The sequence below is a fragment of the Pseudomonas sp. SA233 genome, from assembly GCF_054792385.1.
Genome location: NZ_CP096449.1, coordinates 4,805,876 through 4,820,278 on the forward strand (window position 1 = coordinate 4,805,876; position 14,403 = coordinate 4,820,278).

Below are 14,403 nucleotides of genomic sequence, written 5' to 3' on the forward strand. Positions count from 1 at the left end.
TGCCATGTGCGGTGCCTGTGCCGGCCTCTTCGCGGGTAAACCCGCTCCCACAGGAATCTAGGTAGCCCGCCACGAACATGTGGGGGGTTTGGGGGGCGCTTTGCCCCGGATGCTGTGAACAAAAAGGAGAACCGGGATGGTCTTCTCGTCCAACGTGTTCCTGTTCCTGTTCTTGCCGATCTTCCTCGGCCTGTACTACTTGAGCGGGCAACGCTATCGCAACCTGCTGCTGCTGATCGCCAGCTACATCTTCTACGCCTGGTGGCGGGTCGACTTCCTCGCCCTGTTCGCCGGCGTGACCCTGTGGAACTACTGGATCGGCCTGAAAGTCGGCGCCGCCGGTGTGCGCACCAAGCCCGCGCAGCGCTGGCTGCTGCTCGGCGTCGGTGTGGACCTGGCGATTCTCGGCTACTTCAAGTACGCCAACTTCGGCGTCGACAGCCTCAACGCGATCATCTCCTCGTTCGGCCTGGAGCCGTTCATCCTCACCCACGTGCTGCTGCCGATCGGTATCTCGTTCTACATCTTCGAGTCGATCAGCTACATCATCGACGTGTACCGCGGCGACACCCCGGCCACCCGCAACCTGATCGACTTCGCGGCGTTCGTGGCGATCTTCCCGCACCTGATCGCCGGCCCCGTGCTGCGCTTCAAGGACCTGGTCGACCAGTTCAACAACCGCACCCACACCCTGGACAAGTTCTCCGAAGGCTGCACCCGCTTCATGCAGGGCTTCATCAAGAAAGTGTTCATCGCCGACACCCTGGCGGTAGTGGCCGACCACTGCTTCGCCCTGCAGAACCCGACCACCGGGGATGCCTGGCTCGGCGCCCTGGCCTACACCGCGCAGTTGTACTTCGACTTCAGCGGCTACAGCGACATGGCCATCGGCCTGGGCCTGATGATGGGCTTCCGCTTCATGGAGAACTTCAAGCAGCCGTACATCAGCCAGTCGATCACCGAGTTCTGGCGGCGCTGGCACATCAGCCTGTCGACCTGGCTACGCGACTACCTGTACATCACCCTGGGCGGTAACCGCAAAGGCACCTTCAACACCTACCGCAACCTGTTCCTGACCATGCTGCTGGGTGGCCTGTGGCATGGCGCCAACTTCACCTACATCATCTGGGGCGCCTGGCACGGGATGTGGCTGGCCATCGAGCGCGCGCTGGGCATCGACACCAACCCCCAGCGTTTCAACCCGGTGAAGTGGGCATTCACCTTCCTGCTGGTGGTGGTCGGCTGGGTGATCTTCCGTGCCGAGAACCTGGAAGTGGCCGGTCGCATGTACGGCGCCATGTTCAGCTTCGGCGACTGGCAGCTGTCGGAACTCAACCGTGCCCAGCTCACCGGCCTGCAGGTAGCCACCCTGGTGGTCGCCTACATCACCCTGGCGTTCTTCGGCCTGCGCGACTTCTACCGCAACGCCCGGCCAACGCCCAAGGCCACCCCGGTGCAGGTCAACAGCGACGGTTCGATCGGCCTGGACTGGACCCGGGTGATGACCCGCGCCCTGGTGCTGCTGCTGTTCGTAGCCTCGATCCTCAAGCTTTCGGCGCAGAGCTACTCGCCGTTCCTTTACTTCCAGTTCTGAGGTTGATGACATGACCCGGACATTACGCATTACCTATTCGCTGTCGTTCCTCGGCCTGCTGGTGGGCATGGGCGTCTGGTCCACCGGTGGCCTGCAAAGCTTCCAGCGTACCGAGCAGATGACCCTGCTCAACGGCAAGCTGGCCAAGGCCGCCGAGACCCACTACGACGAGCAGTTCCCGATCAAGCGCCTGGGCACCAACCTGTGGGCGGCGATGGACTTCAAGCTGTTCAACGAAGGCCGCCCTGGCGTGGTGCTGGGCCGCGACCAGTGGCTGTTCAGTGACGAAGAGTTCAAGCCCACCGCCGGTGCCGAGCAGCTGATGCAGGAAAACCTGGCGCTGATCCGTGGCGTGCGCGACACCCTGCAGCAGCACGGCAGCCAGCTTGTATTGGCGATCGTGCCAGCCAAGGCGCGGGTGTACGCCGAATACCTGGGCAACGAACTGCCGACCAGTCTGCATGACGATCTGTACAACCAGTTCCATGCCCAGGCACGCCAGGCCAACGTGTTCGCCCCGGACCTGATGGCACCCATGGAGCAGGCCAAGGCGCGCGGCCAGGTTTTCCTGCGCACCGACACCCACTGGACGCCGATGGGCGCCGAAGTGGCTGCGCAGGCACTGGCCGAAGCGGTCAGCCGCCAGAGCCTGCTCAACGGCGACCCGCAGGCGTTCATCACCGAAGCCGGCGGCACCGCGCCATACAAGGGCGACCTGACCAACTTCCTGCCACTGGACCCGCTGTTCAGCAACCTTCTGCCGGCCCCGGACAACCTGCAGCAACGCACCACTCGCCCGGTCGAGGCCGAAGGTGAAGCCGGTGACGCACTGTTCGCCGACACGCAGATCCCGGTTGCGCTGGTGGGCACCAGCTACAGCGCCAACCCGCACTGGAACTTCCTCGGCGCGCTGCAGCAGGCCCTGCGCAGCGATGTGGCCAACTACGCCGAAGACGGCCATGGCCCGCTGCTGCCGATGCTCAAGTACCTGCAAAGCGATGCCTTCAAGAACGCCGCACCCCAAGTGGTGGTGTGGGAATTCCCCGAACGTTATCTGCCAATGAAGAACGACCTCAGCAGCTTCGATCCACAGTGGATCGCCCAGCTGAAGAACACCCGTAAATCCGAAGAAAACCTGGCTTTGTCGTCCACCCGGACTAACCACTAATCAGAGGAACATACATATGACTACCAAGACTTCCATTGCCAAAGCCCTCACCCTCGCTGCCGGCCTGTCCCTGGCCTCCATGCAGGCCTTCGCCGGAGCCGACGCCGCGCTGTATGGCCCGAGCGCGCCGAAAGGCTCGACCTTCGTGCGCCTTTACAACGCTTCCAGCGCACCGGCGGCAGCTTCGGTCGGCAACACCCAGATCAAACAGGTTGGTGCACAGGGCAGCAGTGACTTCAGCTTCCTGCCAGGGGGTGACTACACCGCTCAGGTCGGTGGCAAGAGCGTGCCGGTCAAGCTGGCTGCGGACAAGTACTACACCCTGGTCAACAGCGCCAGCGGCAACCCGCAGCTGATCGAAGAGCCGCCGTTCAAGAACAAGCAGAAAGCCCTGGTTCGCGTGCAGAACCTGAGTGACCAGCAACTGACCCTGAAGACCGCCGACGGCAAGACCGAAGTGGTCAAGCCGGTGGCCGCCAACGGCCGCGGCGAACGCGAAATCAACCCGGTCAAGGTCAACCTGGCGCTGTTCCAAGGAGACAAGAAAGTGGGTGACGTCAAACCCGTCGCCCTGGAGCGCGGCGAAGCCGCAGTGCTGTACGTAACGGGTTCCGGCAACGCCTTGTCGCCGGTGTGGGTAACTCGCCCCGTGGCTAGCAACTGATTCCCCTGCCTCTCAACGACTATTGGAGAAACATGATGATCCCGGTAATTCTTTCTGGTGGTAGCGGTTCCCGTCTGTGGCCTCTGTCGCGAAAGCAGTTCCCCAAGCAGTTCCTGGCCCTGACCGGTGAACACACACTGTTCCAGCAAACCCTCGAGCGCCTGGTGTTCGAAGGCATGGACACGCCGATCGTGGTCTGTAACAAGGACCACAAGTTCATCGTCCAGGAGCAACTGGCCGCGCTGAAGCTGGAAACCCAAGGCATCCTGATGGAACCGTTCGGCCGCAATACCGCGCCGGCCGTGGCCATGGCTGCCATGAAACTGGTCAACGAAGGCCGCGACGAGCTGATGCTGGTGCTGCCCGCCGACCACGTGATCGATGACCAGAAGGCCCTGCAACGCGCCCTGGCCCTGGCCACCGTGGCCGCCGAGCGTGGCGAGATGGTGCTGTTCGGCGTGCCGGCGACCAAGCCGGAAACCGGCTACGGCTACATCCGTTCCAGCCAGGATGCCCTGCTGCCTGAAGGCGTGGCGCGCGTGGCGCAGTTCGTCGAGAAGCCCGACGAAAAACGCGCCGCCGAGTTCGTCCAGGCCGGCGGCTACTTCTGGAACAGCGGCATGTTCCTGTTCCGTGCCAGCCGCTTCCTCGAAGAGCTGAAAAAGCACGACGGCGACATCTACGACACCTGCGTGCTGGCCCTGGAGCGCAGCCAGGAAGACAGTGATGTGCTGAGCATCGACGAAGCCACCTTCGCCTGCTGCCCGGACAACTCCATCGACTACGCGGTGATGGAGAAGACCCAGCGCGCCTGCGTGGTGCCGATGTCGGCTGGCTGGAGCGACGTGGGCTGCTGGTCGTCGCTGTGGGAAGTGCACGAGAAGGACGACAACGGCAACGTCACCAAGGGCGATGTGGTGGTGCAGGACAGCCACAACTGCATGATCCACGGCAACGGCAAGCTGGTGTCGGTGATCGGCCTGGAGAACATCGTGGTGGTCGAGACCAAGGACGCCATGATGATTGCCCACAAGGACAAGGTCCAGGGCGTCAAGCAGATGGTCAAGACCCTCGACGAGCAGGGCCGCAGCGAAACCCAGAACCACCTGGAAGTGTATCGCCCGTGGGGCTCGTACGACTCGGTGGACATGGGCGGCCGCTTCCAGGTCAAGCACATCACCGTCAAGCCGGGCGCCAGCCTGTCGCTGCAGATGCACCACCACCGAGCCGAGCACTGGATCGTGGTATCCGGCACCGCCGAGGTGACCTGTGACGAGAACGTGTTCCTGCTGACCGAGAACCAGTCGACCTACATCCCGATCGCATCGGTGCACCGCCTGCGCAACCCGGGCAAGATCCCGCTGGAGATTATCGAAGTGCAGTCCGGCAGCTACCTCGGCGAGGATGACATCGAGCGCTTCGAGGATGTTTACGGGCGTACCTCCACTCCGATCGAACGGGGTGTTTCGGTGAAGACCATCGCGCAGTAATGCAACCCTGGGGCCGCTTTGCGGCCCCGCTTTTTGAGCCACTCTCCATTTCGGGCTAGGATGGTCAGACCCCGCGCAATCAAGGTCTGCACGTCCCATGATCATCGGTGCCTTCCTCATCCTCACCTGGCTGGTGCTGCTGTTGCGCTACCCGGCCAAGGCCCTGCCGATCTCGATGGCAGCCGTTTGTGGCCTGGGCCTGGTGGCCCTGTTCGTCGTCTGGCAGGACACCCGCGAAACCTCGCAATTGGCCCGCCTGGACCTGCGCCTGACCTACGCCCCCGAACACTGCCCCGCCGACCGCGCCCTGCAGGTGCGCATGAAGAACGGTAACGACGTGCCGCTGACCGAGTTGCGCTGGCGGGTGGCGGCGTATGCACCGGGCGATACCGTGAACCTGGCGGAGAACACCTACAACGCCCCGCGCTACCGTGGGCCGGGTGAGCTTCAGCCAGGGGCCGAGTGGAAAGACTGCCTGCCGCTGCCGCCACTGCGCTCCGGGTACCGGCCGCAGACCCTGGAGTTTCGTGCAGAGCATCTGCAAGGTACGTTTGCCAACTAATGTATCGCCTGTGCCGGCCTCTTCGCGGGTAAACCCGCTCCCACACGGACTACACAGGTCTCAAATTCTGTGGGGTACCTGGGAGCGGGTTTACCCGCGAAGAGGCCGGCACAGGAAAAACCAATCCTCACTGACAACAGGCCCCAACCATGCCCACCGTCCTGATCACCGGTTGTTCCAGCGGCATCGGCCGCGCCTTGGCCGACGCCTTCCGCGATGCCGGCCACCATGTCTGGGCTACCGCCCGCAAACCTGAGGATGTCGAGCAACTGAACGCCGCCGGCTTCACCGCCCGGCAACTTGATGTGAACGACAGCGAGGCGCTGGCCCGCCTGGCCGAGGAACTGGTAAACCTCGATATCTTGATCAACAACGCCGGCTACGGCGCCATGGGCCCGCTGCTCGATGGTGGTGTGGATGCCCTGCGCCAGCAGTTCGAAACCAATGTATTCGCCGTGGTCGGCGTTACCCGCGCATTGTTCCCCCAGCTACGCCGCTCACGGGGCCTGGTGGTGAACATCGGCAGCGTATCAGGCGTGCTGGTCACGCCATTCGCCGGCGCCTACTGCGCCTCGAAAGCCGCCGTGCATGCCCTGAGCGATGCCTTGCGCCTGGAACTGGCGCCTTTTGGTGTGCAGGTTATGGAAGTGCAGCCAGGGGCGATTGCCTCGCAGTTCGCCAGCAATGCCCAGCGCCAGGCCGAGCAGGTGCTGGCGGCGGATTCGGCGTGGTGGCCGTTGCGCGAGCATGTGCAGGCACGGGCGCGGGCTTCGCAGGACAAGCCCACCTCGGCGGCGGTGTTTGCCCAGGGCGTGTTGGCAGCGGTCGGGAAGTCGCCGGTGCCGGCGGTGGTGCGGTTGGGGAACGGCAGTACGGCGTTGCCATTGATGGCCCGGTTACTGCCGCGGCGGGTGCTGGATTGGGCGTTGCGCAAGCGGTTTGGCCTGCTGCGCCCGCTCTGATTGATTGGTTGTCTGTGCTGGCCTCTTCGCGGGTAAACCCGCTCCCACAGGTACCCCACAGAATTTGAGCCCTGTGCGATACCTGTGGGAGCGGGTTTACCCGCGAAGAGGCCAGCACAGGCAATACAGATCAGGCAATGGAACGCAGCACCCCGCCATCCACCCGCAAGGCAGCCCCGGTAGTGGCACTGGCCTGCATCGACGCCAGGTACACCACCATGTTCGCCACCTCCTCCACCGTCGCCAGCCGCTTGATCAGCGAGGTCGGCCGGTGCTCGGCCAGGAAGTTGGCTTCCAGCTCTTCAGTCGACACCCCCTGCTCCTCGGCCAGCCTGGCAAAGAAATCGCCCACGCCTTCCGAACGCGTAGGCCCCGGCAACACCGAGTTCACCGTCACCCCAGTGCCAGCCAGGGTCTCGGCCAGCCCGCGCGACACCGCCAGCAATGCGGTCTTGGTCATGCCGTAATGAACCATCTCGGTCGGGATCTGCAGTGCAGACTCACTGGACAGGAACACCACTCGCCCCCATTTGCGCTCGGCCATGCCCGGGGCATAGTGGCGCGACAGGCGAACGGCACTGAGCACATTGACGTCGAAGAAACGCTGCCAGTCCTCATCCTCGATCTCGAAGAACGGCTTGGGCTCGAAGATGCCCAGGTTGTTGACCAGGATGTCGGTGTGCGGCACCTGCTTGAAAAGCGTCTGCGCACCGGCCTGGGTGCCCAGGTCGGCAGCGATGCCGATGATGCGCGACTGCGGCAGGCGCTCGCGCACAACTTTGAGGGCTTCGTCGACCCGGGCCTGGGTGCGACCGTTGAGGACCACTTCGGCCCCCGCCTCGGCCAGGCCGATGGCGATGGCCAGGCCGATGCCGGCGGTGGAGCCGCTGACGATGGCGCGCTTGCCGTTCAGGGAAATGTGCATCTGTGCCTCCTCGGTAATCAGGACAATTGCCGGGGCTGCTTTGCAGCCCATCGCGACACAAGGCCGCTCCTACAGGAGATCGCGTCCGCATGTAGGAGCGGCCTTGTGTCGCGATGGGCCGCAAAGCGGCCCCAAATAATCACACTTTCTTCACAGGCTGCTCATCAAACGCCTGCCAGCCACCACCCAGGGCCTTGTACAGCCCCACCAGCGCCTGCGACACCGCCGCAGAACTGTCGATCCACTGCTCCTCGCTTGCCAGCAAAGCCCCCTGCACCGTCAGCACATTGAGAAAGTCCACCGCCCCTTCCACATACTGGCGCTGGGCAGTTTCCAGGGCGATGCGGTTCTGCCGCACCGCCTCGGCCAAGTGGTCGCGGCGCAGCTGGCTGGCGTTGTACAGGCGTAGCACATCGTCGATTTCATGCCAGGCACCCAGCACCACCTTGCGGTAGTTCAGCGCCGCTTCCTGCTGCTGCGCCTCGCGCAGCTCCAAGGTGCCCTTGAGCCGGCCACCCTCGAAGATCGGCAGCGACAGCTGCGGCCCGAAGGCGAAGCGGCGTGAATCCCAGGCGCCGAAATCGGACAGCTGCATGGCCTGGAACCCGACACTGCCCGACAGCCGGATGCTGGGGTAGAAGTCGGCCTTGGCCACGCCAATGCTGGCGGTGGCAGCATGCAAACGAGCCTCGGCCTGGCGAATGTCCGGGCGGCGTTCGGCCAGTTCGGACGGCAGGCCAATGGCGAACTTCTGCTGTGGCGCAGGCAGTTCGCCGCCCTGCAGCAACTCGGCCTGCAGGCTGCGCGGTGGTTCGGCGGCAAGCAGGCTGAGGGCGTTGATCAAGTCGTCGCGCCGCGCTTCCAGGCTAGGCAGGCGCGACTCGATCGAGGCGACCTGGGCACTGGCCTGAGCCACGTCCAGGCGCGTGGCGACACCTTCGGCCTGGCGGTTTTCGGACAACTTCAGGCTGTGCTGGGCGACCTTGAGGTTGTCGCGGGTCACATCGATGGTGTGCTGCACAGCGCGCAGCTGGATATAGTTGCCGGCGGTTTCCGAAAGCAATGCCAGCAGCACGCCGCGGCGGTCGTTCTCGGCCACTTCGACCGCGGCATCGGCAGCCTCGACCTGGCGCCGCACACGGCCCCACAGGTCCAGCTCCCAACCGGCCACCAGGTCGCCCTGCCAGAGGTTGAAGGCTTCCTTGCCCGCCTTGCCGGACGGGTCACTCAGGCCTTCGGCACTGTTGCGCGAGCGGCTGTAGCCGGCGTTCACGTCCACTGACGGTACTTCGTCGGCAGCTACGGTGCTGCGCAGGGCGCGGCTTTGCAGCAGGCGGGCGCTGGCCATCTGCAGGTCGAGATTGCGCTCGGCAACGCGTTGGATCAAGGCACTCAGGCGGGCGTCGTGGAAGCTCTCCCACCAGCGCAGTTCCAGCGGTTCGGCCTGCGGCTGGCTGGCCGCCGCCTCGCCTTGCAGCGGCGCCCACTGTTGCGGGGCCTGGCTGTCAGGGCGCTGGAAGTCAGGGCCCAAGGTGCAGCCAGCCATCAATACGGCCAGCAGCAACGGGCTCAAGCGTAATGCCGCTTTCATCGTGCACTTACCTCTTTGCCGTCCAGCTTGTCACCACGGGTGTCGATGGTCGCTTCCACCGACATGCCCACGCGCAGGCGGGCAAGCAGCGGCTGGCCGTCATCGAAAACGATCTTCACCGGGATGCGCTGCACCACCTTGGTGAAGTTGCCGGTAGCGTTGTCCGGCTTGACCGCGGCGAAGGTCACGCCGGTGGCCGGGGCGATGCTTTCCACATGGCCTTGCAGCTTCTCACCGGCAAAGGTGTCGACGCTGATGCTCACGGCCTGGCCAGGCTGTACGTGGGTCAGCTGGGTTTCCTGGAAGTTGCCGACCACGTAGGCCTGCTGCAACGGCACCACCGACAGCAGGCGGGCGCCCGGGTTGACGTAGGCACCGACACGCAAGGCACGCTCGCCGACCATGCCGTCCACCGGTGCGGTGATGCGGGTGTAGGACAGATCGAGCTGGGCCTTTTCCAGCCCTGCGTCGGCCCGCTTAAGCTGGCCGTCGGCACTGGCCACCTGCGCGGTAAGGATATCCACCTGCTTGCGCGCCGCGACCAGTGCCGCCTGGGCATTGGCCAGGCGCGCACGGGCCTGGTCGACCCCGCTGCGTGCCTGCTGGGCGTTCTGCACGGTGCCGGCACCTTGCTCGGCCAGGCGGCTGTAGCGGTTGACCTCATGGTCGGCGAACGCAGCTTCGGCCTGGGCCGCTTTCACTGCAGCCTCAGCCTGGGCAATCAGCGACGCCTGGCGCTCGAGCGTGGCACGGGCATCGGCGCTTTGCGCCTGGGCCACCAGCAACTGCGCCTGCGCGGCATCCAGCGCGGCCTGGTAGTCACGGGCATCGATGGTCGCCAGCAACTGGCCGGCCTTGACCTGCTGGTTGTCCTCCACCAGCACGTCCTTGATGAAGCCGGCGATCTTGGGCGCGACTACGGTGTAGTCGGCGACAACATACGCGTCATTGGTGCTCTGGCGGTGGTCGCTGCCAAACATCCACGGGCCGACGATGGCAGCCAGGACGGCCACGGCAAGCACCGAGCCGATGAACAGGGTTTTGCGGTTGTTGGTCATTTAAGTGGTTCTCGACTTCATCCAGGGTTCAGGCCACCGCGCGCGGCGGATAGACCCGGGTAGGCACGAAAGGAATCAGGCAGATCAGGGCCACGGCAATGCAGGCCATGACCAGGTAGAGGTCGGCGGAGGTCAGCACCAGCGCCTGGTCGTGGATGCGCCTGGCCAGGCCGGCTGCGTTACCGTCGACCAGCGGGGCGTTGCCCAGGCTGTCCACTAGGTGGTTGGAATGGAAGTGCCGGCGCAGGGTGCCAAGGGCGTCCAGCAGGCCACCGGCGATCACCGCGGCCAGGCCCTTGACGGTGTTGAACCAGCTGGAGGCGAACGGGCCTTCCTGCGGGGTCATGCCGTTGGTGGACAGCATCAGCAGCGGCAGCACTGCCATTGGCTGGCCGAACACCTGCAGCAGGTAGAACGGGTAGAAATCGCCTCGGATCCACTCGCTGGTCAGCAGGCTGCTGCCGACACAGGACACCGCCAGCATCGCCAGGCCGATCCCCAGCACCCAGCGGCAGTCCACTGCGCGGATATTGCACAGCGCCGCCGTCAACGGCAGGGCGACCAGCTGCGGCATGGCCACCAGCATCATCAGCGGGCTGGTCTGCGCCGGGCGGTAGCCCTGAATCTGCGCCAGATAGGCCGACGGAATGCTGCCAACGCCCGAGAGCACGATCAGCACACCGGCCAGGGTCACCAGAGCGAAACTCAGGTTGCGCCGCGACAGCATGCGCAACTGGAAGAATGGCAACGGCTCGGACCATTCGTTGTACATGAACAGCACCAGCAACAGCAGGCCACCGCCGAGCAGCCAGCAGATCAGCGGCGAATCGAACCAGCCCCAGCGGTCACCCAGCGACAGGCCCAGCACGATGCAGCTGATGGCGGGCAGGCCGAGCAGCACGCCGCGCCAGTCGAACTGCTTGAAGCGCTCCAGGCGCAGCGGGTCCTGCGGCAGGCCCCAACCGACGCAGAACATGGCCAGCAGCGAGGGCAGGATGATCTGCCAGAACGCCCACTGCCAACCGACGTATTCGGTCCACAGCCCTGCCAGCGGCGTGCCGAGGTTGGGGCCGAAGGTGGCGGTGAGGGCATAGCAGGCCAGGCCATAGACCTTGATGCCCGGTGGCAGGAAGCGCAGGGCCACGCTCATCAACATCGGCGGCAAGGCGCCAGAGGCAAAGCCCTGGAGCACACGCAGCAGCATCAGGCTGTGCAGGTTGGGGGCGAACGGTTGCAGCAGGCCGAGCACGGCGAACAGGCCGATGGCGCTCATGGTGAAGCGCCGCAGCGAGAACGTGGTGGCCAGCCATGGCGCGAAGGCCATGGCCGAAACCGAGGCGGCGCTGTAGACCGCCAGCAGCCAGGCGCCTTCGTCGGCACCGATGCCCATGGCCCCACGGATATCGGCCAGGGAGATCTTGGTTACCGACTCGTTGAGGCCCGCGCACAACACGGCCAGCAGCACACCGAACAGCCCGACCACTACCTGCAGGCCGAACGCAGTCTGCGCAGGCGCGGCCGGCGCGGGGGCGGTGGCAATCACGGCAGACGGGGCGGACAGGGAACTCATGGGCAGACATCTCCAGCAACAAATTTGCGACTGGAGCAAGTCTAAGAAGGTCGAATGCTGACGAAAACTGACTTATCGGTAGGTTTATGTTGCGTCAGGCGCAATCCACTTCAAAACCCAGTCGCCTGCTTCGCGGGTGAACCCGCTCCCACAGGGACATCACGAGCTTTGAGAGGTGTGTTGTACCCGCGAAAAGGCCGGCCCAGGCAGAACATCACTCAAGGGTCGACACTGCAGCAAGCCTTCAGGGTCTGCCGCAACCACCGATGCGCGGGGTCATTGTGAAACCGTGGGTGCCATGCCTGCAGCACGTTGACCCGCTCTAGCGGCACCGGGATCTCGAACGAGCGCAGCGGCAACCCTAGCTTGTGCACGCTGTTGAGGATGTTGGCCGGCATCGGCAGGATCAGGTCGGAATCCGGCAGCGAGAAAAGCGCCGAGTGAAAACTCGGGGTAATCAGCGCCACCCGCCGCTGCACCTTGAAGTTGGCCAGCTCCACATCGATCGGCCCATTGGCCCGTCCACGGCGGGACACGCTGATCTGTGGATAACTGGCAAAACTGTGCGCCGTGATCGGCTGCTCGAAGATCGGGTGGTCGCGCCGCGCCAGGCCCACATAGTAGGTCTGGAACAGGCTCTGTACCTTGATCTCCGGCCCCAGATCCACGGTCGAGCTGATGATCAGGTCGGTACGCCCGTCGCGCAGCACGCTGTCGTCATCGCCGCCAGGGCTTTCCGGCACGAAGCGCAGCACCGTGCGAGGTGCCTGTTCGTGCATGCGCCGCAGCAACTGGGCACCGTACAGGGCGATGAACAGGTCGTTGGTGCGGATGTTGAAGGCCCGGTCAAGCTTGGGCAGGTCGACCTCGTCGCCACTGCGGAACACCTCGCCGGCCTGCTCCACCAACGCCGCCACCTGCTCGCGCAGGGCCAGCGCCCGCGGCGTCGGCACCAAGCCGCGACCGGCGCGCACCAGGATCGGGTCACCCAACGCATCGCGGATACGCCCCAGGGTCCGGCTCATCGCCGCCGGGCTGAGGTTCATGCGCTGCGCCGCGCCGACCACGCTACCTTCGTCGAGCAGGGCATCGAGGGCGACGAGCAGGTTCATGTCCGGGAGTTGCATGGCCGTTTTCCGTTACAGCTGTGGGGAATGGCGATGGTAGCAGGTTGCTGGATTGCACCAGACGCAATGCGCTCATGCGTGGTGGGGCATTTATCCTGAGGGTGGATTGAGCCAAGAATGAGGAATGGCAGGTTCGGCCTCTTCGCGGGTGAACCCGCTCCCACAGTGACTGCACAGGCTTTGAATACCGTGGCGCACCTGTGGGAGCGGGTTTACCCGCGAAGAGGCCAGAACAGACAACCCCTTAGCCAGCCTGAAACAAGGATTCCACATGCCCAGCCCCGTCCTGATCGCCATCGACGCCTCCCCTGCATCCACAGCCCTGCTCACCCTCGCCCGCCGCTACTGCCGCCCCGACGACCACGAACTGCACGTGCTGCTGGCCATCGACTCGACCTTCGCCGTCCACGACCAACCCGCGCCTTACACCGCAGAAGAACTGGAAGAATACCCCGCCGCCTGCGAAGAGCAGCACCAGGCCGACCAGGCCGTGGCCGAGGCGGTGCGCGAGTTGCAGCAAGCCGGCTTCGCCAGCCGGGGCTGCATGGTGGCCGGGCAGCCGGTCGAGGCGATCGTGGCCAAGGCGCAGGAACTGAATTGTGAACTGATCATCATGGGCCACCGACACCTGTCGCGGCTGGGGCGGATGCTGGACCCGTCGATCAGCGCGAAGGTGATTGATCGGGTGAGGGTACCAGTATTGGTAGGGGCAGCGAGCTAAGCGCCGCTCCCACAGGATTTGCGCCAGCCCCAAGAGCAGCGCGCCACTTGTGGGAGCGGGCAAGCCCGCGAAGAGGCCAGTAGCTGCACCACCTCACCCCGGCTCAGCCCTCGCTCGGCTTCACCACCACCGTACAAGTCGTCCCCGCCGCCAGCAAAAACCCGTCCGGCACTTCATCGATATGAATGCGCACCGGCACCCGCTGCGCCAGCCGCACCCAGTTGAAGGTCGGGTTCACATCGGCGATCAACTCGCGGCTTTGTGGGTTGTCGCGGTCGTAGATGCCGCGGGCGATGCTCTCCACGTGGCCCTTGATGCGCTCGCCGCTCATCATCTGCAGCTCGGCCTGGTCACCCACCTTCACATGCGGCAGCTTGGTCTCCTCGAAGAACCCGTATACCCAGAACGAGTTCTCGTCGACCACCGCCATCACCGCTTCACCGGTACGCGCATAGTCACCCTTGTGGATATTCAGGTTGGTCACGTAGCCGTCCACCGTGGCCACGATATGGGTGCGCTTGAGGTTCAGTTCGGCGGCAGCCAGCTCGGCAAGTGCCTGCTGGTAGTCCGCCTGGGCGGAGTTGGCGATGTTGCTGGCGTCGTCGCGGTTTTCCTTGGAGATCACCAGGTTGTCCATGTCGGCACGGCGCTTGGCGTTGACCTTGCGCATCTCCCAGGTGGCCTTGCGCGATGCAACCTGCGCCTTGGCCTGATCGACCGCCAGCTGGTAGTGCTCAGGGTCGATCTGGATCAGCAGGTCGCCCTTCTTCACCCGCTGGTTGTCCTTGACCGGCACGTCCACCACATAGCCAGGCACGTCGGCAGCGACGTTGATGATGTCGGCACGCACACGGCCGTCGCGAGTCCAAGGCGTGGTCATGTAATGCAGCCACAACTGGCGACCGATCACCACGGCAGCGGCAAGCACCAACAGGGTGGCGATCAGGCTGAAGAACTTTTTCATCGAAGGA

General features: G+C 64.5%; 13 protein-coding genes. 7 read left to right on the top strand and 6 right to left on the bottom strand.

Annotated features, from left to right (window positions below; genetic code table 11):
• Window positions 1–136 precede the first annotated feature (136 nt).
• The 6 genes from M1D87_RS22050 to M1D87_RS22075 all read left to right on the top strand — a co-directional run bounded on the left by M1D87_RS22050 (window position 137) and on the right by M1D87_RS22075 (window position 6,440).
• Window positions 137–1,594: an MBOAT family O-acyltransferase gene (locus tag M1D87_RS22050; RefSeq protein WP_061552457.1), complete on the top strand. Its 1,458-nt coding sequence runs from the start codon at window positions 137–139 to the stop codon at window positions 1,592–1,594.
• Between the two features lie 10 nt (window positions 1,595–1,604).
• On the top strand, window positions 1,605–2,762 hold the full coding sequence (locus M1D87_RS22055; RefSeq protein WP_123084234.1) for an alginate O-acetyltransferase: 1,158 nt from the start codon (window positions 1,605–1,607) through the stop codon (window positions 2,760–2,762).
• 16 nt (window positions 2,763–2,778) lie between these two features.
• A complete protein-coding gene (locus tag M1D87_RS22060) occupies window positions 2,779–3,426 on the top strand; it encodes an alginate O-acetyltransferase AlgF (RefSeq protein ID WP_013974158.1) in 648 nt (215 codons plus the stop codon).
• Between the two features lie 35 nt (window positions 3,427–3,461).
• Window positions 3,462–4,916: a mannose-1-phosphate guanylyltransferase/mannose-6-phosphate isomerase gene (locus tag M1D87_RS22065; protein ID WP_123084233.1), complete on the top strand. Its 1,455-nt coding sequence runs from the start codon at window positions 3,462–3,464 to the stop codon at window positions 4,914–4,916.
• Window positions 4,917–5,013: 97 nt separating this feature from the next.
• Window positions 5,014–5,478: a hypothetical protein gene (locus M1D87_RS22070; RefSeq protein WP_023660659.1), complete on the top strand. Its 465-nt coding sequence runs from the start codon at window positions 5,014–5,016 to the stop codon at window positions 5,476–5,478.
• Between the two features lie 149 nt (window positions 5,479–5,627).
• The gene (locus tag M1D87_RS22075) at window positions 5,628–6,440 is read left to right on the top strand and encodes an SDR family oxidoreductase (RefSeq protein ID WP_025340589.1); all 813 of its coding nucleotides are present in this window, start codon (window positions 5,628–5,630) and stop codon (window positions 6,438–6,440) included.
• A gap of 130 nt (window positions 6,441–6,570) precedes the next feature.
• Here the strand turns inward: M1D87_RS22075 and M1D87_RS22080 are convergent, their stop codons facing one another.
• From M1D87_RS22080 to M1D87_RS22100, 5 genes are all read right to left on the bottom strand, one after another.
• Window positions 6,571–7,365 carry an SDR family NAD(P)-dependent oxidoreductase gene (locus tag M1D87_RS22080; protein WP_085721086.1) on the bottom strand — a complete coding sequence of 265 codons (795 nt, stop codon included), beginning with the start codon at window positions 7,363–7,365 and terminating at the stop codon, window positions 6,571–6,573.
• 139 nt (window positions 7,366–7,504) lie between these two features.
• The gene (locus M1D87_RS22085; protein WP_123084232.1) at window positions 7,505–8,956 is read right to left on the bottom strand and encodes an efflux transporter outer membrane subunit; all 1,452 of its coding nucleotides are present in this window, start codon (window positions 8,954–8,956) and stop codon (window positions 7,505–7,507) included.
• Window positions 8,953–10,014: an HlyD family secretion protein gene (locus M1D87_RS22090; protein ID WP_123084231.1), complete on the bottom strand. Its 1,062-nt coding sequence runs from the start codon at window positions 10,012–10,014 to the stop codon at window positions 8,953–8,955. Before M1D87_RS22090 ends, M1D87_RS22085 begins: the two co-directional genes overlap by 4 nt.
• A 28-nt stretch (window positions 10,015–10,042) precedes the next feature.
• Entirely contained in the window at window positions 10,043–11,584 is a 1,542-nt protein-coding gene (locus tag M1D87_RS22095) for an MFS transporter (protein ID WP_421091589.1), read from the bottom strand.
• 218 nt (window positions 11,585–11,802) lie between these two features.
• A complete protein-coding gene (locus M1D87_RS22100; RefSeq protein WP_024087722.1) occupies window positions 11,803–12,711 on the bottom strand; it encodes a LysR family transcriptional regulator in 909 nt (302 codons plus the stop codon).
• A gap of 271 nt (window positions 12,712–12,982) precedes the next feature.
• Between M1D87_RS22100 and M1D87_RS22105 the strand changes: the two genes are divergently transcribed.
• The gene (locus tag M1D87_RS22105; RefSeq protein WP_123084229.1) at window positions 12,983–13,432 is read left to right on the top strand and encodes a universal stress protein; all 450 of its coding nucleotides are present in this window, start codon (window positions 12,983–12,985) and stop codon (window positions 13,430–13,432) included.
• A 103-nt stretch (window positions 13,433–13,535) separates the two neighbouring features.
• On the opposite strand, the gene M1D87_RS22110 is transcribed toward M1D87_RS22105, so the two are convergent.
• Window positions 13,536–14,396, bottom strand: coding sequence for an efflux RND transporter periplasmic adaptor subunit (locus M1D87_RS22110; RefSeq protein ID WP_013974168.1), 861 nt, complete (start codon window positions 14,394–14,396; stop codon window positions 13,536–13,538).
• Between the last annotated feature and the right edge of the window lie 7 nt (window positions 14,397–14,403).

Coding starts and splice junctions, on each gene's coding strand:
- M1D87_RS22065 (WP_123084233.1), top strand. CDS start 3,462: ATGATCCCGGTAATTCTTTCTGGTGGTAGCGGTTCCCGTCTGTGGCCT.
- M1D87_RS22060 (WP_013974158.1), top strand. CDS start 2,779: ATGACTACCAAGACTTCCATTGCCAAAGCCCTCACCCTCGCTGCCGGC.
- M1D87_RS22080 (WP_085721086.1), bottom strand. CDS start 7,365: ATGCACATTTCCCTGAACGGCAAGCGCGCCATCGTCAGCGGCTCCACC.
- M1D87_RS22070 (WP_023660659.1), top strand. CDS start 5,014: ATGATCATCGGTGCCTTCCTCATCCTCACCTGGCTGGTGCTGCTGTTG.
- M1D87_RS22085 (WP_123084232.1), bottom strand. CDS start 8,956: ATGAAAGCGGCATTACGCTTGAGCCCGTTGCTGCTGGCCGTATTGATG.
- M1D87_RS22100 (WP_024087722.1), bottom strand. CDS start 12,711: ATGCAACTCCCGGACATGAACCTGCTCGTCGCCCTCGATGCCCTGCTC.
- M1D87_RS22105 (WP_123084229.1), top strand. CDS start 12,983: ATGCCCAGCCCCGTCCTGATCGCCATCGACGCCTCCCCTGCATCCACA.
- M1D87_RS22075 (WP_025340589.1), top strand. CDS start 5,628: ATGCCCACCGTCCTGATCACCGGTTGTTCCAGCGGCATCGGCCGCGCC.
- M1D87_RS22095 (WP_421091589.1), bottom strand. CDS start 11,584: ATGAGTTCCCTGTCCGCCCCGTCTGCCGTGATTGCCACCGCCCCCGCG.
- M1D87_RS22090 (WP_123084231.1), bottom strand. CDS start 10,014: ATGACCAACAACCGCAAAACCCTGTTCATCGGCTCGGTGCTTGCCGTG.
- M1D87_RS22050 (WP_061552457.1), top strand. CDS start 137: ATGGTCTTCTCGTCCAACGTGTTCCTGTTCCTGTTCTTGCCGATCTTC.
- M1D87_RS22055 (WP_123084234.1), top strand. CDS start 1,605: ATGACCCGGACATTACGCATTACCTATTCGCTGTCGTTCCTCGGCCTG.
- M1D87_RS22110 (WP_013974168.1), bottom strand. CDS start 14,396: ATGAAAAAGTTCTTCAGCCTGATCGCCACCCTGTTGGTGCTTGCCGCT.